Consider the following 24,309-nt stretch of genomic DNA (forward strand, 5'->3'; position numbering starts at 1 on the left):
CCGCTCAGACTGTGGCCGTTTTACGTCATCCTTACGCGCTACTGAACAGGGCATTTACATGTCTCGGACGTCGTCCGCGCAGCCATCCGTCGACGCACCGACCGACGCGTCGTCACTCTCGCCCGGCCTCAAGCAGCGGCACCTTTCCATGATCGCGCTCGGCGGCGTGATCGGCGCGGGCCTCTTCGTCGGCTCCGGCACCGCCATCGCGGCGGCAGGACCGTCGATCATCCTCGCCTACGCGATCTCGGGCGCCCTCGTGATGCTCGTGATGCGCATGCTGGGCGAGATGGCGGCCGCGTATCCCGCGTCCGGCTCGTTCTCCGTGCACTCCGAGCGGGCGATCGGTCCCTGGGCCGGGTTCACGGCGGGGTGGTCGTTCTGGTTCCTGCTCTGCGTGGCGGTGGGTCTTGAGGGAATCGGCGCGGCGCAGATCGCGCACGGCTGGGTTCCCGGTGTGCCGGAGTGGCTCTGGGTCGCGCTGTTCATGCTCGTGTTCACCGGCACGAACGTCTCGGCTGTGAAGAACTTCGGTGAGTTCGAGTTCTGGTTCGCCACGCTGAAGGTCGCCGCGATCGTGGCGTTCCTGGTCATCGGCGTCCTGGCGATCGCCGGGCTGCTCGGCAACGACGCGCCGGGCACCGAGAACCTCACCGGCCACGGCGGCTTCATGCCGAACGGGACCGAGGGGCTCATCGCCGGACTGCTCGCCTCCGTCTTCGCGTACGGCGGTCTGGAGACCGTCACCATCGCCGCCGCCGAGTCCGAGCACCCGGTCCAGGGTGTCGCGAAGGCCGTGCGGACCGCGATGTGGCGGATCGCGCTCTTCTACGTCGGCTCCATGGTCGTGGTCGTCGCGCTCATCCCCTGGTCCGACAAGGCGTTGGTGGACCCGGACAAGGGGTCCTACGTCGCCACCCTGGAGTACCTGGACCTGCCGGCCGCCGGCGTCATCATGAAGATCGTGGTCTTCGTCGCCCTGCTCTCGGCGATGAACGCCAACATCTACGGCGCGTCCCGCATGGCCGGTTCGCTGGTCGCGCGCGGCCAGGGCCCCCAGCTCCTCGGGAAGATCCACGGCGGGGTTCCGCGCATCGCCGTCCTGCTGTCCGCGGTGTTCGGGTTCGTCTGTGTCCTGCTGAGCTACTGGCGCCCCGACGACATCTTCCAGTGGCTGCTGAAGACCATCGGCGCGCTCATCCTCGTCGTCTGGTTCTTCATCGCCGCCTCACAGCTGATCCTGCGGCGCAGGCTGGAGCGCGAGGCGCCCGAGAAGCTCGTCGTGAAGATGTGGGCCTACCCGTATCTCACGTGGGTGGCGCTGGCCGGTATGGCGGTCGTCTTCGTCCTGATGGCCCGCGAGGAGAGCACGCGGGAGCAGCTCTACTACGCCGGTGGCCTGACCGCGATCCTGGCGATCGTCGGTTACGTACGGCAGAAGGCCGGCGCGAGGAAGTAACCACGCGCCGAAGAATCCACAGGAGCCCCGGGCCGGTCCGACCACCCCGGGGCTCCTGCGTGTTCCGACGTTCCGACACAAGTCCTAGGACGAAGGGCTGATCAACTTTGGCACACTCCTGCTGTTAGCCTGCAGTTGCACATTGATTGCAATAAGATCTGCACCAGCATCTTGCAGCCGGAGGGCACGGACGGACATGGCGATCTACACACTCCCGGAACTCCCGTACGACTACGCGGCGCTCGAGCCCGTCATCAACCCGCAGATCGTCGAGCTGCACCACGACAAGCACCACGCGGCTTACGTGAAGGGCGCGAACGACACCCTCGAGCAGTTGGAGGAGGCGCGCGACAAGGAGACGTGGGGCGCCATCAACGGCCTGGAGAAGAACCTCGCGTTCCACCTCTCCGGGCACATCCTGCACAGCATCTACTGGCACAACATGAACAGCCCCAAGGACGGTGGCGGCGGCGAGCCGCTGGCCGCCGACGGGGTCGGTGACCTGGCGGACGCGATCACCGAGTCCTTCGGCTCCTTCGCCAAGTTCAAGGCGCAGCTGACCAAGGCCTCGGCGACCACGCAGGGCTCGGGCTGGGGTGTGCTCGCCTACGAGCCGCTCAGCAACCGCCTCATCGTCGAGCAGGTCTACGACCACCAGGGCAATGTCGGCCAGGGCTCCACGCCGATCCTGGTCTTCGACGCCTGGGAGCACGCCTTCTACCTGCAGTACAAGAACCAGAAGGTCGACTTCATCGAGGCCATGTGGGCCGTCGTCAACTGGCAGGACGTGTCGAAGCGGTACGCGGCCGCGAAGGAGCGCGTGAACGCTCTGCTGCTCGCGCCCTGACGGGCCGCGCAGCCCCCTACGTCCCGCCTCGTGATCGTCTTCTCAACCTTCACGCCGGGCGGGCGGAATGACGACAGACCCCCGTGAGGACGTGCTCACGGGGGTCTGTCGGTATGCGGGGTTCCGCGGGACCGTGGCCGCATGGTGAAAGCAACGCAGATGGACTGGGCCTGCCCCACGTGCGGCGGCGGGCCCCGCCCCTTCCGGCATCTCAAGCCGAACGAGGAAGCTTTCCTCGCGTCGAAGGGCGTGAGCCCCGCGGACATCCACGCCACCTGGCGGTGCGCCACGACCGGCTGCCTGTCGATGCGGCAGCACCTCAAACCCTGGCAGGGGCAGCGCCTCCCCGCCGACATAGACGACTAGTCAGTCGAAGATCGGGCCCTGCGTACGCGTGCGCTTGATCTCGTAGAAGCCCGGGACCGACGCGACGAGGAGCGTGCCGTCCCAGAGCTTGGCGGCCTCCTCGCCCTTGGGAGCGGGGGTGACGACCGGGCCGAAGAAGGCGATCTGGTTGCCGTCCGCGCCGGGGACCGCGATGACCGGGGTGCCGACGTCCTGGCCGACCAGGTCGATGCCCTCCTTGTGGGAGGCGCGCAGCTCGGCTTCGTAGGGCGTCTTGTCCCAGTGGTCGAGGAGCGACGCCGGAAGGCCGACCTCCTCCAGGGCGCCGGCGACGGCCTCCTTCGTGGGGCCCTCGCCGCGGTTGTGGATCCGGGTGCCGAGCGCCGTGTACAGGTCACCGAGGACCTCCGCGCCGTGCTCCTGCTGCGCGGCGATGACGACGCGGACCGGGCCCCAGGCCTTGGTCCGCATCATCTCCTGGTACTCCTCGGGGAGCTCGTCGACGCGCGGCTCGTTCAGGACGGCGAGGCTCATGACGTGCCAGCGGACCTTGATGTCGCGGACCTTCTCGACCTCCAGGACCCAGCGCGACGTCATCCAGGCCCAGGGGCAGAGCGGGTCGAACCAGAAGTCGACGGGGGTCTTCTCGTCCACAGTGGACATTGCTCTCCTCGGGAGTGACGTAGCGGTCGTGCCTGCGGCAACGCGACCCGCGCCGGGCGCATTCCCGGATGTCCGGGAGGAAGGCCGCGTGCGAGGATCGTAGGCGTTCGGACGGCCCCACAAGGGCCCGGACAGGCCACATGAGAACGTCACGAAGGAGTGCCGCCGTGCCCGGAGAGAATCTGTCCCGCGACGAGGCCCGCGAGCGGGCGGGTCTGCTGTCCGTCGACGGGTACGAGGTGGCGCTCGACCTGCGCTCGGCGGTCGGCGAGGCGGGCGGCGAGGGGCCGCGCACCTTCCGCTCCGTGACCACGATCCGGTTCCGGGCGAGCGAGCCGGGTGCGGCGACGTTCGTCGATCTGATCGCGCCGTCGGTGACGGCCGTGTCGCTGAACGGCGAGGACCTCGACCCGGCCGCCGTGTTCGACGGCAACCGCATCCGCCTGGAGGGCCTGGCCGAGGAGAACGAGCTGATCGTCGACGCCCAGTGCGCGTACTCGCGTACGGGCGAGGGCATGCACCGCTTCGTCGACCCGGAGGACGGCGAGGTCTATCTGTACACGCAGTACGAGCCCGCCGACGCGCGCCGCGTCTTCGCCAATTTCGAGCAGCCGGACCTGAAGGCGCCCTACCGCTTCAGCGCGCAGGCGCCGGAGGGGTGGACGGTCTGGTCGAACGGTGTCGGTGAACTCGTCGACGGGGTCTGGCGGTTCGCGGAGACCAAGCCGATCTCGACGTACATCACCGCCGTCGTGGCCGGCCCGTACCACTACGTGACCGACTCCTACGAGCGCGTCCTGGAGGACGGCTCGAAGCTCGTCGTGCCGCTGGGCGCCATGTGCCGCAAGGGTCTCGCCCCGTACTTCGACGCCGACGACATCTTCCTCGTCACCAAGCAGGGGCTCGACTTCTTCCACGAGCACTTCGACTACCCGTACCCCTTCGGCAAGTACGACCAGGCGTTCGTGCCCGAGTACAACCTCGGCGCCATGGAGAACCCGGGCATGGTCACCTTCCGCGAGGAGTTCATCTTCCGCGGCAAGGTCACGCAGGCGTCGTACGAGCGCCGGGCGAACGTGATCCTGCACGAGATGGCCCACATGTGGTTCGGCGACCTGGTCACCATGCAGTGGTGGGACGACCTGTGGCTGAAGGAGTCCTTCGCGGACTTCATGGGGTCCTTCTCGATGGTGGAGGCGACGCGGTTCACGAACGGCTGGGTCACGTTCGCCAACAACCGCAAGGCCTGGGCGTACCGGGCCGACCAGCTGCCGAGCACCCACCCGGTCACCGCCGACATCCGGGACCTGGAGGACGCGAAGCTCAACTTCGACGGCATCACGTACGCGAAGGGCGCGAGCGTGCTCAAGCAGCTCGTCGCCTACGTCGGCCGTGACGCGTTCCTCGAAGGCGCGCGGCGCTACTTCAAGCGGCACGCGTACGGCAACACGCGCCTCGGCGATCTGCTGTCGGTCCTGGAGGAGACCAGCGGCCGCGACATGACGTCGTGGTCGCGGTCGTGGCTGCAGACGGCCGGCGTCAACTCCCTTACGCCGCAGGTGATTCTGAACAGCGAGGGGCGGATCACGGAGCTGTCCGTGCTCCAGGAGGCCGCCGAGTCGCACCCCGAGCTGCGCCCGCACCGGGTCGCGGTCGGCCTGTACCGGCGTACGCCCGAGGGCGCCCTCGAGCGCTACGCGCGCGCCGAGGTCGACGTGGACGGGCCGCGGACCGTGGTCGGTGAGCTGGCCGGGGCCGAGGCGCCGGAGCTGGTGCTCGTCAACGACGACGACCTCACGTACTGCAAGATCCGCTTCGACGAGAACTCCCTCGCGACGCTGCGCGAGCGGCTCGGCGACATCTCCGACCCGCTGGCCCGCGCCCTGTGCTGGTCCGCGCTGTGGAGCCTGACGCGGGACGCGCTCATGCCGGCCCGGGACTTCGTCGACCTGGTGCTGCGGTTCGCGGGGCGCGAGTCGGACATCGGCGTGCTGCAGATGCTGCACGCGTGGGCGCGCTCCGCGCTCGCGCACTACGCGGCACCCGAGTGGCGCGAGGAGGGCGGGCGGCTGCTCGCCGACGGCGCCCTGCGGGAGCTGCGGCTCGCCGAGCCCGGCAGCCAGCACCAGCTGACGTGGGCGCGGTTCTTCACGTCCGTCGCGTCCGGGCCGGCCGATCTTCAGCTGCTTGAGGGGCTCCTCGCAGGCACTGCGAAGATCGACGGCCTGGAGATCGACCAGGAGCTGCGCTGGTCGTTCCTGGACACGCTCTCGGCGTACGGCGCCGCCGACGAGGCCGTACTCGGTGCGGAGCTGGCGCGGGACGACACCGCGTCCGGCAAGCGGCACCAGGTGCGGTGCCTGGCGGCGCGGCCCTCCCAGGCCGTCAAGGCGCAGGCGTGGGTGCAGGTCGTGGAGTCCGACGCGCTGTCGAACGCGCTGGTGGAGGCGGTCATCGCCGGGTTCCAGCAGCCGTCCCAGCGGGAGCTCACGGCGCCGTACGCGCAGAAGTACTTCGCGGTGATCGAGCGGGTGTGGGACGAGCGGTCGATCCAGATCGGGATGGATGTGGTGCGGGGCCTCTTCCCCTCGCTGCAGGACTCGGCCGCGACGCTGGAGCAGGCCGACGCGTGGCTCTCCGGGCACGAGGAGGCGGCGCCCGCGCTGCGCCGCCTCGTCCTGGAGGCCCGGGACGATCTGGCGCGGGCGCTGCGGGCCCAGGCCTGCGACGAGGCCGCGGCCGGTTGATCGCGGCAGTGCGGCGCCGGGTTGACTCGGACAGGCTCCGAGGCCCGGCGCCGGGCCGCGCGACGGGTGTTACCGAATGTGGGTATGACTGGCCGTAACCCGTCTGCCGCCTGGCCTTTTCGGCAGTCGAACTGCTGGACTTTAGGGCTAACTTGTCCGGTTTGAGCGACGACCTTGTAACAGCGGTTAGCGGGGGCGATCCGGCTGGGAATGTCCGGGTCATGAACCACAACGCCTCCGCTCCCCTCTCTTCCCGCTCTTCCCGCTCCTCCCGCACCCCCCGCCCCCTGCGCCACCTCGTCGAGACCCAGCGGCGCGTGATGAGCGGCGCCCAGTTGAAGGCGCACGGAGTCACCGCCGCCGCGGCCGCCGAGCAGTGCAGGGCCGGCGGGCCCTGGCAGCAGGTCCTGCCGGGGGTGTACCTGCTCCACCCGGGGCCTTCGACCGGCGAGGAGCGGCTGCACGCCGTGCTGTTGTACGCCGGGCGGGCCCAGGACCGGCGGCGCCCGGCGGACGGCGTTCCCTCCCAGCCCGCCCCCGGCGAGGCCCACGGCGCGGCCGTCGTGCCGTACGCCGACGCCATGGTCACCGGGCTCGCGGCCCTTGCGCTGCACGGGTTCGTGTCCGCTCCCCCGCTGCTCACGCTCGACCACATCGATGTCCTCGTGCCGCGCACCCGGCGGCTGCGGTCCACCGAGTTCGCCCGGCTCGTCCGCACGACGGCCCTGCCGACTCCCGTACAGCTGACGGGAGTTCCGGTCGCGCCGGTGGCGCGGGCGCTGGCGGACGCGGTCGCGCAGTTGACCGACGCGGGCGCCGTGCGCCGGCTGCTGACCGAGGCCGTACGCGGCGGGCACTGCGAAGCGGCGCTCGTGGTACGGGAGTTGACGCAGGCCCGGCTGCTCACCCGGCCGCACGTGGTGGACGCCGTCGACTCGCTGCTCGCGGAGGGGCGGGCGATCGCCGAGGACCGGCTGTACGCGATGGTGCGCGAGCTCGGACTGCCCGACCCGCTGTGGAACGTGGACCTGCGCCTGCCCGGCGGCCCGCACCTCGGGGGCGTGGACGCGTTCTGGCCCGACCACGCCGTGGCCGTGGAGCTGGACACCCGCGCCGCGCGCCAGGACGAGGACGCGCTGTGGAGCGAGTACGCCCGTAAGCGCGAGCACCTGGAACGGCTCGGGATCACCGTCGTGCACATCACGCCGAGGAAGCTGCGCGAGTCCCTCGACCAGCAGGCCGCCGTGGTGCGGACCGCGCTGATGGCCGCGGGCGACCGGGATCCGGCGGCGTACGTCGTGGTGCTGCCCCGGTAGCGACACATCGGGGCGGTGGCCAGGAGGGGAGTGTAGGGGCGGGGCCTGACGGGGGCCCGCCCCTACACGTGTGCGCAGGCCCTCAGCCCTTGCGCAGGACGAGCTCCGTGTTGCGGTCGCCCGGGGTGCCGGAGAGCGTCGCGCGGGAGCCCGGGGCGTTGAAGGACAGTTCGCGGTAGAGGGCGGCGAGGCCCGTCTGGCCGAGGTCGTGGAAGTCCGTGCGGTGCGGGGCGGACGACTCGATGCAGGTGGTGAAGAGGGAGAGCGTGCCGTCGTGGTTGTCGGCGATCTCGATGATCCGGGCCAGCTGGGGGAAGTCGACGTGGGAGGCGGTGGAGATCTCCCAGTAGCCGCCGGTGCCGTTCTCGCCGGTGTGCGGGGTGATCTTGTTCTTGTGGCTGTGGCCGTTGACCCAGGCGAGGACCGGACGGTGGCGGGTCAGCAGCGCGGCGAGTTCCTTGCCGCCGTGGCGTTGCTCGCCGGGGTGGTGCGGGTCCTCGCGCAGATTGCGCATGCTCTTGCTGGTGTGGTGCGAGAAGACGATGACGCGGTCGCCGCGCTTTTCGGCTTCCTTCAACTGGTCTGTGAGCCAGGCGAGTTGACTCGTACTGATCGAGCCCTCGTAGTGGCCGCCGGGGTCGGTCGTGTCGAGGCTGACGCCGAGGACGTCGTCGGAGATCCGGAACGCGTAGTACTGCGTGGCCGCATCGAGGTTGGCCTGTGTGTAGCCGTGGCCGACGGGCCCCGGGCCCGTGTGGGCGGGGTCGAGGTGCGCCGCGAGGTACTCGGCCGGGGTGAACGGGGCGCGGGTCTCGTCCGGGGTGACCGCGCGCATGGCGCGGGTGTTGCTCTCCAGGAGGTGCCTGAAGGCGGCGCCCTGGGGATCGCCGCCCTGCTGCACGTTGTCCCAGATGGCCTTGCCCGCGGAGGCGGGCAGATCCATCAGCTTGCGGCCGCCCACGGCGTATTCGGCGAAGAACGAGTCGCCGGGCGCGTAGCAGCCGCCGGGCAGCGCGTCGTGGTTGCCGACCGTGGAGTACCAGGGGAGGTTCAGACCCGGGCTGCGCAGTTCGGCGATGGCCGCTTCGAGGAAGCCGGGGATGCGGGGGAAGGCGTGGTGCTGCTTGTCGGAGTCGCGCAGGGCGGCGTCCGGGTGCCAGTAGAGGGGGACGCCGCTGTTCTGGACGCCTTCGTAGTGGCGCGGGTCGCCGGTGTTGGGGGTGATGCGGCCGCCGCTCATCGTCTTGAGGAACCAGTCGAGTTCGGAGCGGGCGTTGTTGTCCGTGTTGTCGCCCGTCGTCATGACGAAGTGGAGGGGGGACGCGGTGACGGGGGCGCCCCGCAGGGCGTTGACCCGTTCGACGAGGGCCACCGCTCCGGCCACCGAGAGCGCCTCCTGCGGACGCCAGGCGCTGGCCGTCTGCGACCTCAAGTACTCGTAGCGCAGCGGGTGTTGTACGTCGACCAGGTGCAGGTCGGTGAATTGCACGAAGGCGGCGAGCGCGGTGCGGCGGGCCTCCCGCCCCGAGCGGGGCGCCGTCAGGTCGGAGCGGACGACGCGCTGCCAGGCCGGGCCGTCGCCGAGGCGGCGGTAGGTGGAACCGGCCGGGCCCGCGGCGACCGAGTCGAGGGTCGTGCCGCGGGTGTAGGGGGCGAGCGGGGCAGCGGGTCCCTTGCGGGAGGAGAGGTTGCGGGCCGTGGCGGGGCCCGCGGCGGCTTCGGAACCGCCCGCGCCGACGGCGTAGCCGAGTCCGGCGGTCAGCGTCACCGCGCCGGTCGCGGCCAGGAACGTACGGCGGTCGAATGCTGCGGCGGCTTTGGTGACAGAGCGTATGCGCGACATGGCGCGGTCTCCCCGAGTGCGAACGCGTCGACAGTGACCGCGGGCCGCGCGGCACCGGGTCCGGGCCGAACTTCCCGCTCGTATGGAAGCGTTGACATCGGGGGTGGCCTGCGCGTTAACGGCGACGCAACGCGCAGCGCCGATCACGGTACGTGGATCACCGTCCGGTGAGGCGGGGCGCGAGGGTCGCCCGTCTTGTCATGTGCGGGAGGGGACTCGACCCCCCTGCTGTCACTCTGTGTTCACCTTTCAGGGAAGAAGGTGCCCGGTCGGCGGGCGCTCGCGCCAGAGCCGCAGTCCGACGTCGACGAGTTCGACGCGTGGCAGCTCGGTGACGGCGGTGAGGTCGTGCCAGGCCGCCATGTCCGTGGAGCCGTTCAGTTCGTGGCGCAGGGTGCCGCCGGCGACGATGCCCTCGTAGACGAGGCGCAGGCCGTGGAAGTCGGCGATCTGGCCGAGCTTGCGGGGGTAGCGGCGCAGGACGGAGTGGACGCCGAGGAAGGTGACGGGGTCGACGGCGTACCCGGTCTCCTCGTCCACCTCGCGGACGACCGTGTCGTACGGGTCCTCGCCGTGGTCCATGCCACCGCCCGGCAGGGTCCAGCGCTTGCTGCCGTCGCCCGCGACCCAGCGGGCGAGCAGGATCTGTCCGTCGCGTACGCACACGGCGTACGCCGCGACCCTCAGCTCTTTGTGCATTCCCCGACGCTAGAGGTATCCGGGGCGAACTGAAGCCCTTCCGGAGATTGCGGAACGGGGTCCGGGGCGGAGCCCCGTGGCTCTGGGGGCAGCCGCCGGGCGACCACGAAGAGTTCAAGATCTCCACGCAGCGTTCAAAAGAGGGCGCCGAAAAACCCCGATCCGACCGGGTTCGCGCCGGATGGCGTATGGCGGAAGTACGCCATGGCCTCATCCCGCCCCGGACAACTCTCCCCAAACTGTGGTCACTTAAGTAAGGCTGAGCGGTCATCCGGCACCGAATTCCGGAGCCTTTCGCACAACACCCCTTGTTGTCCGACCTTTACGTACAGGGATGCCGATGACCCCCGATCCCCAGCGCGCACCGATATCCGGCGGCGCGAGACGCGCGGCCCGACTCGCGGCCGCCGCAGGACTCGTTGCCGCGCTCACCGCGGCCGGGCCGATACCCATGGCCCTCGCCGCGGACGCGGACACCGCCAGCACCGCCCCGTCCGCCGACCCCGCCGTCAAGAGCGCCAGTGAGAAGCTCGGCGCGCACGACGCGGAGCTCCTCGCCGACGCCCAGGCCGACGGCACCAAGAACGTGACCCTCATGGTCGCCACCGCCCCGGGCGCCACCGCGCAGGTGGCGAAGCAGCTCGACGCCGTCAAGGGCGGCTCCGTGGGCCGCACCTACGACAAGCTCGGCTATGTCCGGGCGACCGTGCCCACCGGCCGGGCCGACGCCGCCATCAAGGCCGCCGAGAAACTCGACTCCGTGCACGGCATCGACCTGCGGCAGGAGATCCAGCTCGACGACCCGACGCCGGCCGCGGACACCGCCAAGGGCGCGTCCAAGAAGGCCACCGGGTCGTACAGCGGGCCCGGCAGGAACACCGCCGCGAAGAACCCGTACAACCCGTCCTTCGAGACGGGCGCCGTCGACTTCGTGAAGGACAACCCGAAGGCGGACGGCCGCGGCGTCACCATCGGCATCCTCGACTCCGGCGTCGACCTGGGTCACCCGGCGCTGCAGAAGACCACCACCGGCGAGCGCAAGATCGTCGACTGGGTCACCTCGACCGACCCGATCGTGGACGCGGACGCCACCTGGCGCCCGATGGTCACCTCGGTCACCGGCCCGACGTTCACCGCGGGCGGCCGCACCTACAAGGCGGGTGCGGGCACCTTCGGCTTCAGCACCTTCGCCGAGTCCGCGACCACCGGCGGCGACGCCAAGGGCGACCTGAACCGGGACGGCGACACCACCGACAAGTGGGGCGTGCTCTACAACGCCACCGCCGGGACCGTCACCGTCGACCTGAACGACAACGGTGACTTCACCGACGACACCCCGATGAAGCCGTACAAGGACGGCTACCAGATCGGGTACTTCGGCAAGGACGACCCGAAGACGGACGTCGTCGAGCGCGTGCCGTTCGTGGTGGAGATCCGCAAGGACGTCCCCATGGACCCGTACGGCGGCGACTGGGTCGGCAAGAAGGCCGACTTCGTCAACATCGGCGTCATCGAGTCCGAGCACGGCACGCACGTCGCGGGCATCACCTCGGCCAACTCGCTGTTCGGCAACAAGAAGATGAACGGGGCCGCGCCCGGCGCGAAGCTCGTCTCCTCGCGTGCCTGCACCTGGTCCGGCGGCTGCACCAACGTCGCGCTCACCGAGGGCATGATCGACCTCGTCGCCAACCGCGGCGTGGACATCGTGAACATGTCCATCGGCGGACTCCCCGCGCTGAACGACGGCAACAACGCCCGTTCCGAGCTGTACTCGCGCCTCATCGACCAGTACGGCGTGCAGCTCGTGATCTCCGCGGGGAACTCCGGGCCCGGCGCCAACACCATCGGCGACCCCGGTCTCGCGGACAAGGTCCTCTCCGTCGGCGCCTCCATCTCCAAGGACACCTGGGCCGCCAACTACGGCTCCAAGGTGGAGAAGTCGTACGCGATGATGCCGTTCTCCTCGCGCGGCCCGCGCGAGGACGGCGGCTTCACACCGACCATCACCGCGCCCGGCGCGTCGATCAACTCCACCCAGACCTGGCTGCCCGGCTCCCCGGTCGCCGAGGCGGGCTACTCGCTCCCCGCCGGCTACTCCATGCTGCAGGGCACCTCGATGGCCTCCCCGCAGGCCGCCGGCGCCTCCGCGCTGCTGCTGTCCGCCGCCAAGCGGGCGCACGTCGACCTGACCCCGGCGAAGCTGCGCACCGCGCTCACCTCGACCGCGAGCCACATCAAGGGCGAGCAGGCGTACGCCGAGGGCGCGGGCCTCATCTCCATCGAGGACGCGTGGGACGCGATCGAGGACGGGGCGAGCGCGCACACGTACACCGTCAAGGCGCCCGTCGACACCGCGATCGACGACGCGCTGAAGACGCCGGGCTTCGGCACCGGCATCTACGACCGCGAGGGCGGTCTGAAGGCCGGGCAGAAGAAGACGTACGACGTCACCATCACGCGTACGTCCGGTTCCGCGAAGCCGGTGCTGCACAAGCTGTCGCTGAAGAACAACTCCGGTGACACCTTCACCATCGCCGGATCGCACAGCGTCCTGCTGCCGCTGAACAAGGCCGTCACCGTGAAGGTGCAGGCCAGGCCGGAGTCGGCCGGGCTGCGCAGCGCCATCCTCGAAGTGAACGACCCGCGGACCGAGGGCGTCGACCAGCAGATCATGGCGACCGTCGTCGTCTCCGAGCCGCTGGCCAAGCCGTCGTACTCCTTCAGCGACCGGAGCTCGGTGCAGCGCAACAGCACCAAGTCCTACTTCCTGACGGTGCCCGAGGGCGCCGCGTCGCTGCAGGTGCGGATGAGCGGGCTCAAGGCCACGAGCCAGACCCGCTTCATCTCCATCCACCCGTACGGCGTCCCGGTCGACGACACGTCCACGCCGAGCTGCTACCCGAACTACGAGAACCCGGCCAACACCTGCCGCCCGGACCTGCGTTCGTACGCGGACCCGCAGGCCGGTGTCTGGGAGATCGAGGTCGAGGCGCGCCGTACGTCGCCGCTGCTCGACAACCCGTACACGCTGGACGCCTCTGTGCTGGGTGCCTCCTTCGACCCGGCCGTTCAGACGCTGCCCGAGGCGAAGGTCGGTACCCCGGCCGCCGTCGACTGGAAGGTGACGAACAACTTCGCCGCCATCACCGGCGGGAAGCTGCAGGGCGGCCCGCTCGGCTCGTCCAAGTCGGCGCGGCCGACCATCGCGGACGGTGCCACGCAGACCTCGACGGTCGAGGTGCCCGCGGGCGCCGAGAAGCTCGACGTCTCCATCGGCAACGTCTCCGACCAGGCCGCCGACCTCGACCTGACGGTCAAGGACCAGGCCGGCAACGTCGTCGCGACGTCCGCCGACGGTGACTCCGAGGAGGCCGTCAGCATCGCCAAGCCGGCCGCGGGTACGTACACGGTCGAGGTCGCGGGTTACTCGGTGCCGTCCGGCTCGACCGCGTACGACTACGTCGACGTCTTCTTCTCGCCGTCGCTCGGCACGGTGAAGGTCGACGAGACGAAGACCGTGACGCTGGCCAACGGCGCGTCCACGGACGTGGCCGCCGAGGTCACCGCTTCGGCCGCCGCGCCGGAGGGCCGTGAGTTCTTCGGCGAGGTGCGGCTGCTGAACGAGCGCGGCGTCGCCGCGGGCGTCGGCAGCGTGAAGATCGAGAAGGTCACCTCGTAGGGCTCGGGGTGGTGTGAGTGCGGGGGCGGTCGCCGGTGGCGGCCGCCCCCGTTCCCGTATCTCACGTCTGCGGGCCCGGCCCCTTGTCGCACGTGATGGCGTGCGAGCCCGGCAGGGCCTTGAGCACCATCGCACGCAGACGCTCGCTGTCCTTGCCCGTGGACCAGTTGTCCGGCTGCCGCCCGCCCTCCGGGATCGTGATCAACGGCCGGTCGCCGGTCTTCAGGCGCGGGTCCACGTCGTGGTCCATCGGGAACGTGAGGGTCTTCGCGCCGCCCGACTCCGGCTTGATGTATCGGGTGACGCGCAGCGTGATGCGGTCCTGCCCGGTGCCGGGGAGCTGTTCCACCTTCACGACCGTGCCTTCCGCGATGACGCGGGAGCAGGCCACGAAGCCCTCCGGGGACAGGTCGGCGCTCTCCCCGCCCGCCGCCTTGCCGTTGTCGGCGGCGGACTTGTCGTCCCCGCTGCTCGCCGCGATTCCGCCGCCGCTCTGCAGGACGGCCCACACCATGACGCTCGCCACGCCCAGGCCGCCCGCCACGGCGAGTCCGCCGAGCGCGAGACGCAGCGGGCGTCGGCGGCGTACGGGTACCGAGAGGGGTACGGATACGGGCGCGCGCATCGGCTCCGGGGTCCGGTGGGCCGCGAGCGCGTCGCCGAGGCCGCGCACCTGCTCCCGCAGCAGGGCGACGTCCGCTGCCACCTCCGCGGCGTCCGGATCGCTGTCGGGCAGCGGTTCCCCACTGACGGCCATCATCAGGAGCCGGTCCTCCCGTGCGCTGTCCTCCACGTCACACCACCTCCTGTTCGTGCAGCCGGGCCCGCAGCACGCGGACGGCCGTGTGCAGCCGGCTCTTGACGGTGCCCTCGGGCACGCCCAGCTCGGCCGCGATGTCCCGGACCGGCAGATCGGCGTAGAACCGCAGCACGACCACCTGCCGCTGCTGGTCGGGGAGCGCGTCGAGGCCCTGGGCCACGGCGAGCGAGAGGACGCGGGTGTCCGCGGCGTCCCGTGAGTGCTCCTGGCGCAGCGCGGCGAGGCGCTCCCCCAGCCGTTCCTGGCGGCGGCGCGCCCGGTGCCAGTCCATGGCGAGGTTGGAGGCGACGACCGCCGCCCACGCCGAGACGTCCCGCGGCGCCTCCTGCCCCTTCGCCGCCCGCTCGAGCAGTCGCAGCCGCACCTGCTGCACGCCGTCCGGCAGATCCGTGTACGGCACTCCGCCGAGCGACAGCACGGCGCGCACCCGGTCCTCGACCCCGGCGTCCAGCGGGTCCGGCACGTCGTCCGCCCGCCCCCGTGGCTTTCTGCGCAGCAATGCCCCTCCCCTCCCCGCGTTTGTCCTAGGACGCGGCAGGCCCCGGAAACGTTCACGGCTCTTTGTGGCCTGTGCCATACCGTCCGCACCCCGGACAATGGATTGGACAAGGCCGCCCTGGAGAGACGCATCATGGAGCACCCGCCAGGCCGGATGGCCGCACGTCAGCACGGAGGAACCCCTGTGAAGGTCGGAATCGTCGGAGCCACCGGTCAGGTCGGCACGGTCATGCGCAAGATCCTCGTGGAGCGGGCCTTCCCGGCCGACGAGCTGCGCCTGTTCGCGTCGGCGCGCAGCGCCGGCACGGTGCTGGACGGTGTGACGGTCGAGGACGCCTCGACGGCCGACTACACGGGCCTGGACATCGTTCTGTTCTCCGCCGGGGGCGCCACCTCCAAGGCGCTCGCGGAGAAGGTCGCCGCGCAGGGTCCCGTCGTGATCGACAACTCCTCGGCCTGGCGCAAGGACCCCGAGGTGCCGCTCGTCGTCTCCGAGGTCAACCCGCACGCGATCGCGAACCGCCCCAAGGGCATCATCGCCAACCCGAACTGCACGACGATGGCCGCCATGCCGGTGCTTCGCCCGCTGCACGACGAGGCCGGTCTCGAAGCGCTGGTCGTCGCCACGTACCAGGCCGTCTCGGGTTCGGGTCTTGCCGGTGTGGCCGAGCTGCACGGTCAGGCGCAGAAGGTCGTCGCCGAGGCCGACAAGCTCACGCACGACGGCGGCGCCGTCGACTTCCCCGAGCCGAACGTCTACAAGCGCCCCATCGCGTTCAACGTGCTGCCGCTCGCGGGCGCCATCGTCGACGACGGTCTGAACGAGACGGACGAGGAGCAGAAGCTCCGCAACGAGTCCCGCAAGATCCTGGAGATCCCGGAGCTCAAGGTCTCCGGCACCTGTGTCCGCGTCCCGGTGTTCTCCGGCCACTCCCTCCAGGTCAACGCCCGCTTCGCCCGCCCGATCTCCGTCGAGCGCGCCACGGAGCTGCTCGGCGGCGCCCCCGGCGTCGAGCTCTCCGACATCCCGACGCCGCTGCAGGCCGCGGGCCAGGACGCGTCGTTCGTGGGCCGTATCCGCGGCGACGAGACGGTCGACAACGGCCTGTCCCTGTTCATCTCGAACGACAACCTCCGCAAGGGCGCCGCGCTGAACGCCGTACAGATCGCGGAGCTGGTGGCTCAGGAGCTGTCCGCCAAGTAGTCCCCTGTCACGGCCGCCGCACCTCGAAGTGCAGGCAGCCGTACTCGACGGCCCGGACGTGCACCAAGGCCACGTCCGGGTCGGCGAACGCCTCGTCGAGCGCCGCGTCGAATCCGGCCGTCGCGGCGGCGGGGATCTCCAGGAGCCGCCCGCCCGCGATGTGCCCGCGCGCGTCGTAGCGGCGCAGGGTGCGCAGGGCGCCGGGCCGGTCGAAGGGGTAGCGGCCGGGATCGGGGACGTAGCCCGCGCACTCCTCGGCCGCCGCGTGCAGGAAGACCGGGCCCTGTTCGTCGTACGCGCCCGGGTCCGCGCCCGTCGCGGCGGCCCAGCGGCGCAGCGGCGCGTACGAGACGAGCGCGATGCGCTCCCCCGGCCGGATCGGCCGCAGGCAGCAGCGCAGCGGGGAACCCGCGTCGTCGTCGGTGGCGGTGTACGGGAGGCAGGGCCTGCCCGCGTCGTCGCTGCTCCTGAGTTCCTTGAGGGCGGCGTCCTCGATGGGGCGTGCGGTGTACCTGGTCATGGGTCGAGAGTGGCCCCGCGCACGCGTGTGCACCGGCGGAAAACGGACATCGCGCTCGCGCACCCGCGCGTGGAAGGATGACCGGAAACGTCACAAACGTAGAACACGTAACCGCACTAGGAGATGACCGCGTGCCTGGCACCAATCTGACCCGCGTAGAGGCACAGCAGCGGGCGAAGCTGCTCACCGTTGACTCGTACGAGATCGATCTCGACCTCTCCGGCGCGCAGGAGGGCGGCACCTACCGGTCGGTGACCACCGTCCGCTTCGACAGCGCGGAGGCGGGGGGCGAGACGTTCATCGACCTCGTCGCGCCGGCCGTCCACGAGGTGGTCCTCAACGGGCGCCCCCTCGACGCCGCCGCCGTCTTCCAGGACTCCCGCATCGCGCTGAGCGGCCTGGAGCAGGGGCCCAACGAGCTGCGGGTCGTCGCCGACTGCGCGTACACGAACACCGGTGAGGGACTGCACAGGTTCGTCGACCCCGTCGATCAACAGGCCTATCTGTACACGCAGTTCGAGGTGCCGGACGCGCGGCGCGTGTTCGCGAGCTTCGAGCAGCCGGACCTGAAGGCCACCTTCCAGTTCACGGTGCGGGCGCCCGGCGGCTGGACCGTGATCTCGAACTCGCCGACCCCGGAGCCGAAGGACGACACCTGGTTCTTCGAGCCGACGCCGCGGATGTCGACGTACATCACGGCGCTCATCGTCGGCCCGTACCACTCGGTGCACTCCTCGTACGAGAACGCCGAGACCGGGCAGTCGGTGCCGCTCGGCATCTACTGCCGGCCCTCGCTCGCCGAGCACCTCGACTCGGACGCGATCTTCGAGGTGACGCGGCAGGGCTTCGACTGGTTCCAGGAGAAGTTCGACTACGCGTACCCGTTCGCCAAGTACGACCAGCTCTTCGTGCCGGAGTTCAACGCGGGCGCGATGGAGAACGCGGGCGCGGTGACCATCCGCGACCAGTACGTGTTCCGCTCGAAGGTGACGGACGCCGCGTACGAGGTGCGGGCGGCGACAATCCTTCACGAGCTGGCCCACATGTGGTTCGGCGACCTGGTCACCATGGAGTGGTGGAACGACCTGTGGCTGAACGAGTCGTTCGCCACGTACGCCGAGGCCGCCTGCCAGGCCTACGCGCCGAACTCGAAGTGGCCGCACTCGTGGACGACGTTCGCCAACTCCATGAAGACGTGGGCGTACCGGCAGGACCAGCTGCCCTCCACGCACCCGATCATGGCGGAGATCAACGACCTCGACGACGTGCTCGTCAACTTCGACGGCATCACGTACGCGAAGGGCGCCTCTGTCCTCAAGCAGCTCGTCGCGTACGTCGGCATGGACGAGTTCTTCCAGGGCGTGCAGGCGTACTTCAAGCGGCACGCCTTCGGGAACACCCGCCTGTCCGACCTGCTCGGCGCGCTTGAGGAGACCAGCGGCCGTGACCTGAAGGCCTGGTCGAAGGCGTGGCTGGAGACGGCCGGAATCAATGTGCTGCGCCCGGAGATCGAGACGGACGAGCACGGCGTCATCACGTCCTTCGCCGTCCGCCAGGAGGCCCCGGCGCTGCCCGAGGGCGCGAAGGGCACCTCCACGCTGCGGCCGCACCGCATCGCCATCGGCTTCTACGACCTCGATGAGGCGAGCGGCAAGCTGCTGCGGGGCGAGCGCGTCGAACTCGACGTCACCGCGGCCGAGTCGACGCAGGTGAACGAGCTCGTCGGCAAGCGCCGCCCGGCCGTGATCCTGCTCAACGACGACGACCTGTCGTACGCGAAGGTCCGCCTCGACGAGCAGTCGCTCGCCGCCGTCACGGAACACCTCGGCGACTTCGAGTCCTCGCTGCCGCGCGCGCTGTGCTGGGCGTCGGCCTGGGACATGACGCGCGACGCCGAACTGTCCACCAGCGCCTACCTGGACCTGGTGCTCTCCGGCATCGCCAAGGAGTCCGACATCGGCGTCGTGCAGTCGCTGCACCGTCAGGTGAAGCTGGCCATCGACCTGTACGCGGCCCCCTCCCACCGCGACGCGCTGCTGGCCCGCTGGACCGAGGCGGCGCTGACCCATCTGCGCACCGCCGAGGCCGGCAGCGACCACCAGCTGGCGTGGGCCCGCGCGTTCGCGGCGACGGCCCGTACGCCGGAGCAACTCGACGTGCTGGACGGCCTGTTGGAGGGGTCTCAGACCATCGAGGGGCTGGCCGTGGACACCGAGCTGCGCTGGGCGTTCGTGCAGCGGCTCGCGGCGGTCGGCCGTTTCGACGAGTCGGAGATCACCACCGAGTACGAGCGGGACCGGACGGCCGCCGGTGAGCGGCACGCGGCCACGGCCCGTGCGGCGCGGCCCACCCCGGAGGCGAAGGCGGAGGCGTGGGCCTCCGTCGTCGAGTCGGACAAGCTGCCGAACGCGGTGCAGGAAGCGGTGATCGGCGGCTTCGTCCAGACCGACCAGCGTGAGCTGCTCGCGCCGTACGCCGACAAGTACTTCGAGGCGCTGCGGACCGTGTGGGACGCGCGGTCCCACGAGATGGCGCAGCAGATCGCGGTGGGCCTGTACCCGTCGATCCAGGTGTCCGAGGAGACGCTCGCGCGGACCACGGAGTGGTTGTCGTCGGCGGAACCGAGCGCGGCGCTTCGTCGGCTGGTGTCCGAGTCCCACGCCGGTGTGGAGCGAGCGCTCAAGGCGCAGGGCGCCGACGCGTAGCCCGATCCCCGTCTGCCGGGTCGCCGCCCTTCGCGGACCGCGGCCCGGTGGGGGCTGGTCGCGCAGTTCCCCGCGCCCCTGGAGCATGCGGCTTCGCCGCAGCCCCATGGGGCGCACGCGTGTGCGCCCCTGAAATGGCGCACGCAGTGCGCATTTCAGGGGCGCGGGGAACTGCGCGAGAAGTCCCCACCGGGGCGCGCACGGCATCAAGCAGATCCCCGACGGCGAAACCCGAGCGGGCGGCTCACCCGCGGAACCTCGATTCCAGCGCCGCCCGCCCCGCCTCCGTCAAGACGCCGTGCACCCGCATCCGGGCCACACCCCCGTCAGGGAACGCGTCCAGCCGGACATGCGTCGCCACAACCCCCGCGGCCAGCGCAAAGCGGTGCAGCGTATCCGGCTGGAGCCGGGTGCGCGGGATGACCTCGAACCAGTCACCGGAATCCCCGTCCCGGCCGCTCAGGGCCACCCACCCCGCCGAATTGCCCTTCAAGTAAGCCGTGTCGATCTCGACGGCGCGGATCGTGCCCTGCGCGGCGAGCCGGAAGCGGACCCAGTCGTTGGTGCCGTGGACGCGGCGGCGCCGGTTCTCCCAGCCGTCGTCCATCTTGCGCGAGGTGCCGGGCAGGATGATCTGGGTCGGCGAGGAGTAGAACTTGTCCGACGCGTCCTCGTACACACCCCCGTTGAGTACGGAGACCAGGTCGAACGTGCCGAGCAGGCCGAGCCACTCGGGGTCGGGTATCACCTCGCCGTGGACGCGCAGGCGGGCGATGCCGCCGTCGGGGTGCTGGCAGACGCGCAGGTGCGTGAAGCGGCGCTCGGAGGTGACGGTGAAGGCGTTGGCGGCGTGGCCGCGGACCTGGCTGCGCGGGACGATCTCCTCCCACTTCACGTCGTCGGCGAGGAGGTCGCCGGGACTCGGGGTGCCGGGCACGGCGGCGGCCTGGACGCTCACGCGCTGCGGGTAGTTGCCGCGGAAGTGCGCGGTGTCGACGACGATGCCGCGGATCACGCCGGGGGCGCCGAGCCGCACGATGGCCCAGTCGTGGTCCTCGGGCGCGGGGAACGGGGAGTCGGCGGTGCCGCGGCGGCGCCGGGTCTCCCAGCCGTCCATGACCTTGCCCTTGTGCCCGAAGTGCTCGGGGTCGAAGACGGCGCGCTCGCGCACGAGGAGGTTCTCGCGCTCGGCGAAGAACTCGTCGTTGGCGGCGATGACCCCGGCGCCGAGCCGCCGGTCGGCGAGGTCGACCAGCTCGGCGAAGCCGGTGGCCTCGCCGAAGGTGCGGTAGTCGGCGTACGGGTCGCCGCCTCCGTAGGGGGCGGCGTCGTTGGCGTGCGGGTCGTCGTGCAGGCCGTCGTGCGCGGGGGTCGTCGTCATGCCCGTACTCTCGGCGACACCGACCTCGCAGGTCCATCGAAAGTTTCCGAGGTCACTGTTCAGCTGGGCTGAACAATCCTGGGCTGCGGGTGCAGTGCGTCGAGCACCCGGCGCACCGTCGCCCCCTCCTCCGCCCCCTTCCGTACGGCCGCCACCACATGCCGTACGGGCCGGTCGGCGCCGAGCGCGCACATCACGACGCCGTCCCGACGGGCCGCCGCCATCCGCGGCACGAGTGCGACCCCCATCCCCGCCTCCACCAGGGCGAGGATGGCCGTCCAGCCGGCCGCGCTGTGCGCCTGCTCGGGCACGAACCCGGCGGCCTCGCAGGCGGCGATGGTGATCTCGGACCAGGGCCCGGAGCCGCCGAAGATCCACGGCTCACCGGCGAGGTCGGCGAGCCGCAGCCCCGGCGCTTCCGCCAGCCGGTGCCCGACCGGCAGGGCCACGTCCAGCGGATCGGCGAGCAGCGGCACCCGGGTGAACTTCGGGTCGCGGGCGGTCGGCGCGTGCGCGGCGAGCGAGAGGGCGAGGTCGACGTCGCCGGACGCGAGGAGTTCGTAGGCCTGCGCCGCCTCGGCCTCGCGGACGCGGACGGTGATTCCGGGGTGGGTGGTGCGCAGCGCCCGGACGGCGGGTACGACGAGGGCGGGCACGGCGGTGGAGAACGCGGCGAGCCGTACGAGCCCGGCGTCTCCGTACACGTACTGCGCCAACTCGGCGTCGGCGCGCTCCAGTTGGGCGAAGACGGCTTCCGCGTGTCCCAGCACGATGTGCGCCGCGTCGGTGAGCCGCACCCGCCGCCCGTGCGCCTGGAGGAGCGGCACGCCGAGCTGTTTCGCCAGATTGGTGAGCTGCTGCGACACGGCGGACGGCGTCATGAGGAGCGCCTCCGCGGTGGCGGTCACGGTGCCGCACTCCCGCAGGGTGCGCAGAATCACCAGCTTCTTGATGTCCCACCGGTCCGGTCTCGGCGCAGCTTCGCTCATACGCCCCAACGTAACCCGGTCTACGCTGAAGTCATGCGGCAGACGGTACGGATCCGGACGGCCCGCCCCGACGAGGCGGAGCTGCTGAGCGCGCTGGCCCTGCGGTCGAAGGCGCACTGGGGGTACGACGCGGAGTTCCTGGCGGCCTGCGCCGCCGAGCTGACGCTGCGGGCGGACGAGGTCGAGCCGCGCCGGACGGCCGTGGCCGAGGCGCCGGACGGCCGGCTCCTGGGCTTCGCGACACTCGAAGGACAGCCGCCGCAGGGCGAGTTGGGCCTGATGTTCGTCGACCCGGACGCGATCGGCGGCGGCGTGGGGCGCCTGCTGTTCACGCACGTGCGCGAGACGGCGCGCGCCGCCGGTTTCACCCGCTTCGGCTGGGCCGCCGACCCGAACGCCCTGCCGTTCTACGAGGCGATGGGCGGGCGGCGGGTCGGCTCGATCCCGTCGGGGTCGATCGCGGGGCGGGTACTGCCGCTGATGGAGCTGGCGGTGCGCGCCGCTACGGAAGAGCGGCCAGCCAGTCGAGGAGCAGGCGGTTGACCTCGTCGGACCGCTCCTGCTGGATCCAGTGCCCGGCCCCGTCGAGCACGTGCGAGGCGACGAGCCCGGGGAGGGTCTTCGGGTACGCCTCGATCGCGTCGGCGAGCCAGGTCGTGGACGCGTCGAGCGCGCCGCCGACGAAGAGCGACGGCTGTGGGATCGGGGCGCCGTCGTAGGGCTCTAGGTCCGCCCAGTCCCGGTCCATGTTCCGGTAGCGGGCGAGGGCGCCGCTGAGCCCGGTGCGTTCGAACTCGGCCGCGTAGACGTCGAGTTCGTCCTCGCCGAGCCAGCCGGGCCGCTGTCCGGGGGCCGGGAAGCGGTCCCGCAGTCGGCCGCCGCGCGCGACGAAGTGCGGGTCGGGTTCCCCGGGCGCCGGCATCGTGTCGGCGGAGAACGCCGCGTAGAACCCGGCCAGCCAGCCGCGTACGTCGGGCTCGATCTCCGCCTCGGCGCGGCCGGGCTCCTGGAAGTAGGAGACGTAGAACTCCTCCGCCCCGCCCGCCATCCCGGCGAACACCTCGCTGGGGCGCGGGCCGCCGCGCGGCGCGTAGGGCACGCTCAGCAGGCCGACGGCGCGGAAGACGTCCGGGCGCAGGAGCGCCGAGTTCGCGGCGATGTTCGCTCCCCAGTCGTGGCCGACGACCACCGCGGACTCCTCGCCGAGCGCGTGCACCACGGCGGCGTTGTCCTCGACGAGCTCCGTCATCCGGTAGGCCTCGGCCTGCGCGGGCCGGGAGGAGCGCCCGTAGCCGCGGACGTCGACGGCGACGGCCCGGTATCCGGCCGCGGCCAGGGCCGGGAGCTGACGGCGCCAGGAGTACCAGGACTCGGGGAAGCCGTGCACGAGCAGGACGAGCGGGCCCGTGCCCTGTTCTACGAGGTGGGTGCGGCCGGCGGGGGTGGGGACGAGGCGGTGGGCGGGCGCGGCGGCGGGCGGCTGTGTCATAAGGACCTCCGGGAGGAGCGGTGCTGCGGTCCTTCGATGGTCTCCCCGGTCGGCCCGCGGCGCCGCCCGCGTTTGCCGGTCCGGCAAATTCACCGGCGCTTCGCGCTCCGGCCCGTCGCCGACGCGAGCACGACGCCCGCCAGGATCAGCCCCATGCACACCAGTTGGGTGCCGCCCATCGCCTCGCCGAGCACCGCGTAGGACAGCAGGGCCACGCAGACCGGTTGCAGGTAGTAGACGACGCCCGCGCGGGCGGCCCCGATCAGGGCGATCGCCTTGTTCCAGGCGAAGAAGGCGACGGCGGAGGAGACCACGCCGACGTACAGCAGCGGGCCGACCGTGCCCGGACGCGCCTCGAAGCCGCCCTGCACCGCCACGCTCGCCACATACGCGGGCAGCAGCATCAGCGCGCCGAGTACGAACGTGGCGAACAGGAACGCGACGCCGCCGATCTCCCGGGGCCTGCGGCGCAGCAGTGCGCTGTACGAGCCGAAGCAGACCGCGGCCGCGACGACCCACAGGTCGCCGGGGGCGAACTCGGGGGACAGCGAGCCCTTGCTGACGAGGAGCACGACGCCCGCGCAGGCCACGAGGGTGCCGGTGACGCGGCGGGCGCCCAGGCGTGCCCCGCCGAGCCGTTCGTACAGGGCCATCAGCACCGGCGACGCGGCCATGATCATGCCCATGTTGCCGGCGGAGGTGGTCAGCCCCGCCTGGTTGACGAGGGTGTTGTAGACGGTGACGCCGAGCAGCGCGGCCAGGGTGACGTACCCCAAGTGCCGCCGGATCAGGGCCCGTTCCCGCCAGGCCGCCCGGAGACCGAACGGGGCGAGGGCCACGATCGCGATGATCCACCGCCAGAACGCGTGCTGGATCGGCGGCACGCTGTCGTGCAGGGCGCGGGAGGTGACGAAGCTGCCCGACCAGACGACGGTGGCGAGCGCGGCGAGGGCGATCCCGGCACCGAGGCCCCCGACCGCCCGCCCCGGCTCGGTGGGAATACGGACGCGGTCCAGGACTGCCATCGGGAGCCTCTCGTGAGTGCTGTCTGCGGGATATGGGGATACCGTCGCAGCGCACCACCTGTCACGTCTACCGAATGTTT

At 71.1% G+C, this 24,309-nt stretch carries 19 protein-coding genes; 9 read left to right on the top strand and 10 right to left on the bottom strand.

The window, feature by feature from the left end; genetic code table 11:
• The first annotated feature begins 58 nt into the window (after nt 1-58).
• From ACIREE_RS31755 to ACIREE_RS31765, 3 genes are all read left to right on the top strand, one after another.
• Nucleotides 59-1,459 (top strand): amino acid permease, encoded by a 1,401-nt coding sequence (locus ACIREE_RS31755; protein ID WP_404159823.1) that lies wholly within the window; start codon nt 59-61, stop codon nt 1,457-1,459.
• A 196-nt stretch (nt 1,460-1,655) separates the two neighbouring features.
• Entirely contained in the window at nt 1,656-2,306 is a 651-nt protein-coding gene (locus ACIREE_RS31760) for a superoxide dismutase (RefSeq protein WP_404159826.1), read from the top strand.
• Nucleotides 2,307-2,447: 141 nt separating this feature from the next.
• Nucleotides 2,448-2,672: a hypothetical protein gene (locus tag ACIREE_RS31765; RefSeq protein ID WP_404159829.1), complete on the top strand. Its 225-nt coding sequence runs from the start codon at nt 2,448-2,450 to the stop codon at nt 2,670-2,672.
• Here the strand turns inward: ACIREE_RS31765 and ACIREE_RS31770 are convergent, their stop codons facing one another.
• Nucleotides 2,673-3,314: a DsbA family protein gene (locus ACIREE_RS31770; RefSeq protein ID WP_404159831.1), complete on the bottom strand. Its 642-nt coding sequence runs from the start codon at nt 3,312-3,314 to the stop codon at nt 2,673-2,675. It abuts the gene before it with no gap.
• Nucleotides 3,315-3,481: 167 nt separating this feature from the next.
• Here ACIREE_RS31770 and pepN (ACIREE_RS31775) point away from each other — a divergent pair, with 167 nt between their 5' ends.
• A complete protein-coding gene (gene pepN / locus ACIREE_RS31775; protein ID WP_404159834.1) occupies nt 3,482-6,061 on the top strand; it encodes an aminopeptidase N in 2,580 nt (859 codons plus the stop codon).
• Nucleotides 6,062-6,282: 221 nt separating this feature from the next.
• On the top strand, nt 6,283-7,377 hold the full coding sequence (locus tag ACIREE_RS31780; RefSeq protein ID WP_404159836.1) for a hypothetical protein: 1,095 nt from the start codon (nt 6,283-6,285) through the stop codon (nt 7,375-7,377).
• An 82-nt stretch (nt 7,378-7,459) separates the two neighbouring features.
• On the opposite strand, the gene ACIREE_RS31785 is transcribed toward ACIREE_RS31780, so the two are convergent.
• Together ACIREE_RS31785 and ACIREE_RS31790 are read right to left on the bottom strand one after the other, a co-directional pair.
• Nucleotides 7,460-9,220: a TIGR03767 family metallophosphoesterase gene (locus ACIREE_RS31785; protein ID WP_404159838.1), complete on the bottom strand. Its 1,761-nt coding sequence runs from the start codon at nt 9,218-9,220 to the stop codon at nt 7,460-7,462.
• A 249-nt stretch (nt 9,221-9,469) separates the two neighbouring features.
• Nucleotides 9,470-9,919, bottom strand: coding sequence for an NUDIX hydrolase (locus ACIREE_RS31790; protein WP_404159841.1), 450 nt, complete (start codon nt 9,917-9,919; stop codon nt 9,470-9,472).
• Nucleotides 9,920-10,259: 340 nt separating this feature from the next.
• On the opposite strand from ACIREE_RS31790, the gene ACIREE_RS31795 reads away from it, so the two are divergent.
• The gene (locus tag ACIREE_RS31795) at nt 10,260-13,598 is read left to right on the top strand and encodes a S8 family serine peptidase (RefSeq protein ID WP_404159844.1); all 3,339 of its coding nucleotides are present in this window, start codon (nt 10,260-10,262) and stop codon (nt 13,596-13,598) included.
• Nucleotides 13,599-13,659: 61 nt separating this feature from the next.
• Here the strand turns inward: ACIREE_RS31795 and ACIREE_RS31800 are convergent, their stop codons facing one another.
• Both ACIREE_RS31800 and ACIREE_RS31805 read right to left on the bottom strand, forming a co-directional pair.
• The gene (locus ACIREE_RS31800) at nt 13,660-14,391 is read right to left on the bottom strand and encodes a hypothetical protein (RefSeq protein ID WP_404159846.1); all 732 of its coding nucleotides are present in this window, start codon (nt 14,389-14,391) and stop codon (nt 13,660-13,662) included.
• Between the two features lies 1 nt (nt 14,392).
• On the bottom strand, nt 14,393-14,917 hold the full coding sequence (locus tag ACIREE_RS31805; RefSeq protein WP_404159849.1) for a sigma-70 family RNA polymerase sigma factor: 525 nt from the start codon (nt 14,915-14,917) through the stop codon (nt 14,393-14,395).
• A gap of 183 nt (nt 14,918-15,100) precedes the next feature.
• Between ACIREE_RS31805 and ACIREE_RS31810 the strand changes: the two genes are divergently transcribed.
• Entirely contained in the window at nt 15,101-16,120 is a 1,020-nt protein-coding gene (locus tag ACIREE_RS31810; protein ID WP_404159852.1) for an aspartate-semialdehyde dehydrogenase, read from the top strand.
• 7 nt (nt 16,121-16,127) lie between these two features.
• On the opposite strand, the gene ACIREE_RS31815 is transcribed toward ACIREE_RS31810, so the two are convergent.
• On the bottom strand, nt 16,128-16,640 hold the full coding sequence (locus ACIREE_RS31815) for a DUF1203 domain-containing protein (protein WP_404159855.1): 513 nt from the start codon (nt 16,638-16,640) through the stop codon (nt 16,128-16,130).
• A 131-nt stretch (nt 16,641-16,771) separates the two neighbouring features.
• On the opposite strand from ACIREE_RS31815, the gene pepN (ACIREE_RS31820) reads away from it, so the two are divergent.
• The gene (gene pepN, locus ACIREE_RS31820; RefSeq protein WP_404159858.1) at nt 16,772-19,345 is read left to right on the top strand and encodes an aminopeptidase N; all 2,574 of its coding nucleotides are present in this window, start codon (nt 16,772-16,774) and stop codon (nt 19,343-19,345) included.
• A gap of 244 nt (nt 19,346-19,589) precedes the next feature.
• On the opposite strand, the gene alc is transcribed toward pepN (ACIREE_RS31820), so the two are convergent.
• Complete coding sequence (gene alc, locus ACIREE_RS31825) at nt 19,590-20,726, bottom strand: allantoicase (protein WP_404159861.1); 1,137 nt, start codon at nt 20,724-20,726, stop codon at nt 19,590-19,592.
• Nucleotides 20,727-20,785: 59 nt separating this feature from the next.
• A complete protein-coding gene (locus ACIREE_RS31830; protein WP_404159864.1) occupies nt 20,786-21,715 on the bottom strand; it encodes a LysR family transcriptional regulator in 930 nt (309 codons plus the stop codon).
• Nucleotides 21,716-21,748: 33 nt separating this feature from the next.
• Here ACIREE_RS31830 and ACIREE_RS31835 point away from each other — a divergent pair, with 33 nt between their 5' ends.
• A complete protein-coding gene (locus tag ACIREE_RS31835) occupies nt 21,749-22,258 on the top strand; it encodes a GNAT family N-acetyltransferase (protein WP_404159867.1) in 510 nt (169 codons plus the stop codon).
• Here ACIREE_RS31835 and ACIREE_RS31840 read toward each other — a convergent pair.
• On the bottom strand, nt 22,218-23,204 hold the full coding sequence (locus tag ACIREE_RS31840) for an alpha/beta fold hydrolase (RefSeq protein WP_404159870.1): 987 nt from the start codon (nt 23,202-23,204) through the stop codon (nt 22,218-22,220). The two genes, ACIREE_RS31835 and ACIREE_RS31840, sit on opposite strands and share 41 nt — an antisense overlap.
• An 89-nt stretch (nt 23,205-23,293) precedes the next feature.
• Nucleotides 23,294-24,229 carry a DMT family transporter gene (locus ACIREE_RS31845; protein ID WP_404159873.1) on the bottom strand — a complete coding sequence of 312 codons (936 nt, stop codon included), beginning with the start codon at nt 24,227-24,229 and terminating at the stop codon, nt 23,294-23,296.
• Nucleotides 24,230-24,309: the final 80 nt, after the last annotated feature.

Source organism: Streptomyces sp. NPDC102467 (genome assembly GCF_044765445.1).
Taxonomy (GTDB): Bacteria; Actinomycetota; Actinomycetes; order Streptomycetales; family Streptomycetaceae; genus Streptomyces.

What these genes read in the sequence shown, in the direction of transcription:
- ACIREE_RS31795 (WP_404159844.1), top strand. Translation starts at nt 10,260, where the DNA reads ATGACCCCCGATCCCCAGCGCGCACCGATATCCGGCGGCGCGAGACGC.
- ACIREE_RS31815 (WP_404159855.1), bottom strand. Translation starts at nt 16,640, where the DNA reads ATGACCAGGTACACCGCACGCCCCATCGAGGACGCCGCCCTCAAGGAA.
- ACIREE_RS31840 (WP_404159870.1), bottom strand. Translation starts at nt 23,204, where the DNA reads ATGACACAGCCGCCCGCCGCCGCGCCCGCCCACCGCCTCGTCCCCACC.
- ACIREE_RS31780 (WP_404159836.1), top strand. Translation starts at nt 6,283, where the DNA reads ATGAACCACAACGCCTCCGCTCCCCTCTCTTCCCGCTCTTCCCGCTCC.
- ACIREE_RS31765 (WP_404159829.1), top strand. Translation starts at nt 2,448, where the DNA reads ATGGTGAAAGCAACGCAGATGGACTGGGCCTGCCCCACGTGCGGCGGC.
- ACIREE_RS31770 (WP_404159831.1), bottom strand. Translation starts at nt 3,314, where the DNA reads ATGTCCACTGTGGACGAGAAGACCCCCGTCGACTTCTGGTTCGACCCG.
- ACIREE_RS31830 (WP_404159864.1), bottom strand. Translation starts at nt 21,715, where the DNA reads ATGAGCGAAGCTGCGCCGAGACCGGACCGGTGGGACATCAAGAAGCTG.
- ACIREE_RS31755 (WP_404159823.1), top strand. Translation starts at nt 59, where the DNA reads ATGTCTCGGACGTCGTCCGCGCAGCCATCCGTCGACGCACCGACCGAC.
- ACIREE_RS31760 (WP_404159826.1), top strand. Translation starts at nt 1,656, where the DNA reads ATGGCGATCTACACACTCCCGGAACTCCCGTACGACTACGCGGCGCTC.
- ACIREE_RS31845 (WP_404159873.1), bottom strand. Translation starts at nt 24,229, where the DNA reads ATGGCAGTCCTGGACCGCGTCCGTATTCCCACCGAGCCGGGGCGGGCG.
- ACIREE_RS31790 (WP_404159841.1), bottom strand. Translation starts at nt 9,919, where the DNA reads ATGCACAAAGAGCTGAGGGTCGCGGCGTACGCCGTGTGCGTACGCGAC.
- ACIREE_RS31835 (WP_404159867.1), top strand. Translation starts at nt 21,749, where the DNA reads ATGCGGCAGACGGTACGGATCCGGACGGCCCGCCCCGACGAGGCGGAG.
- alc (WP_404159861.1), bottom strand. Translation starts at nt 20,726, where the DNA reads ATGACGACGACCCCCGCGCACGACGGCCTGCACGACGACCCGCACGCC.
- ACIREE_RS31785 (WP_404159838.1), bottom strand. Translation starts at nt 9,220, where the DNA reads ATGTCGCGCATACGCTCTGTCACCAAAGCCGCCGCAGCATTCGACCGC.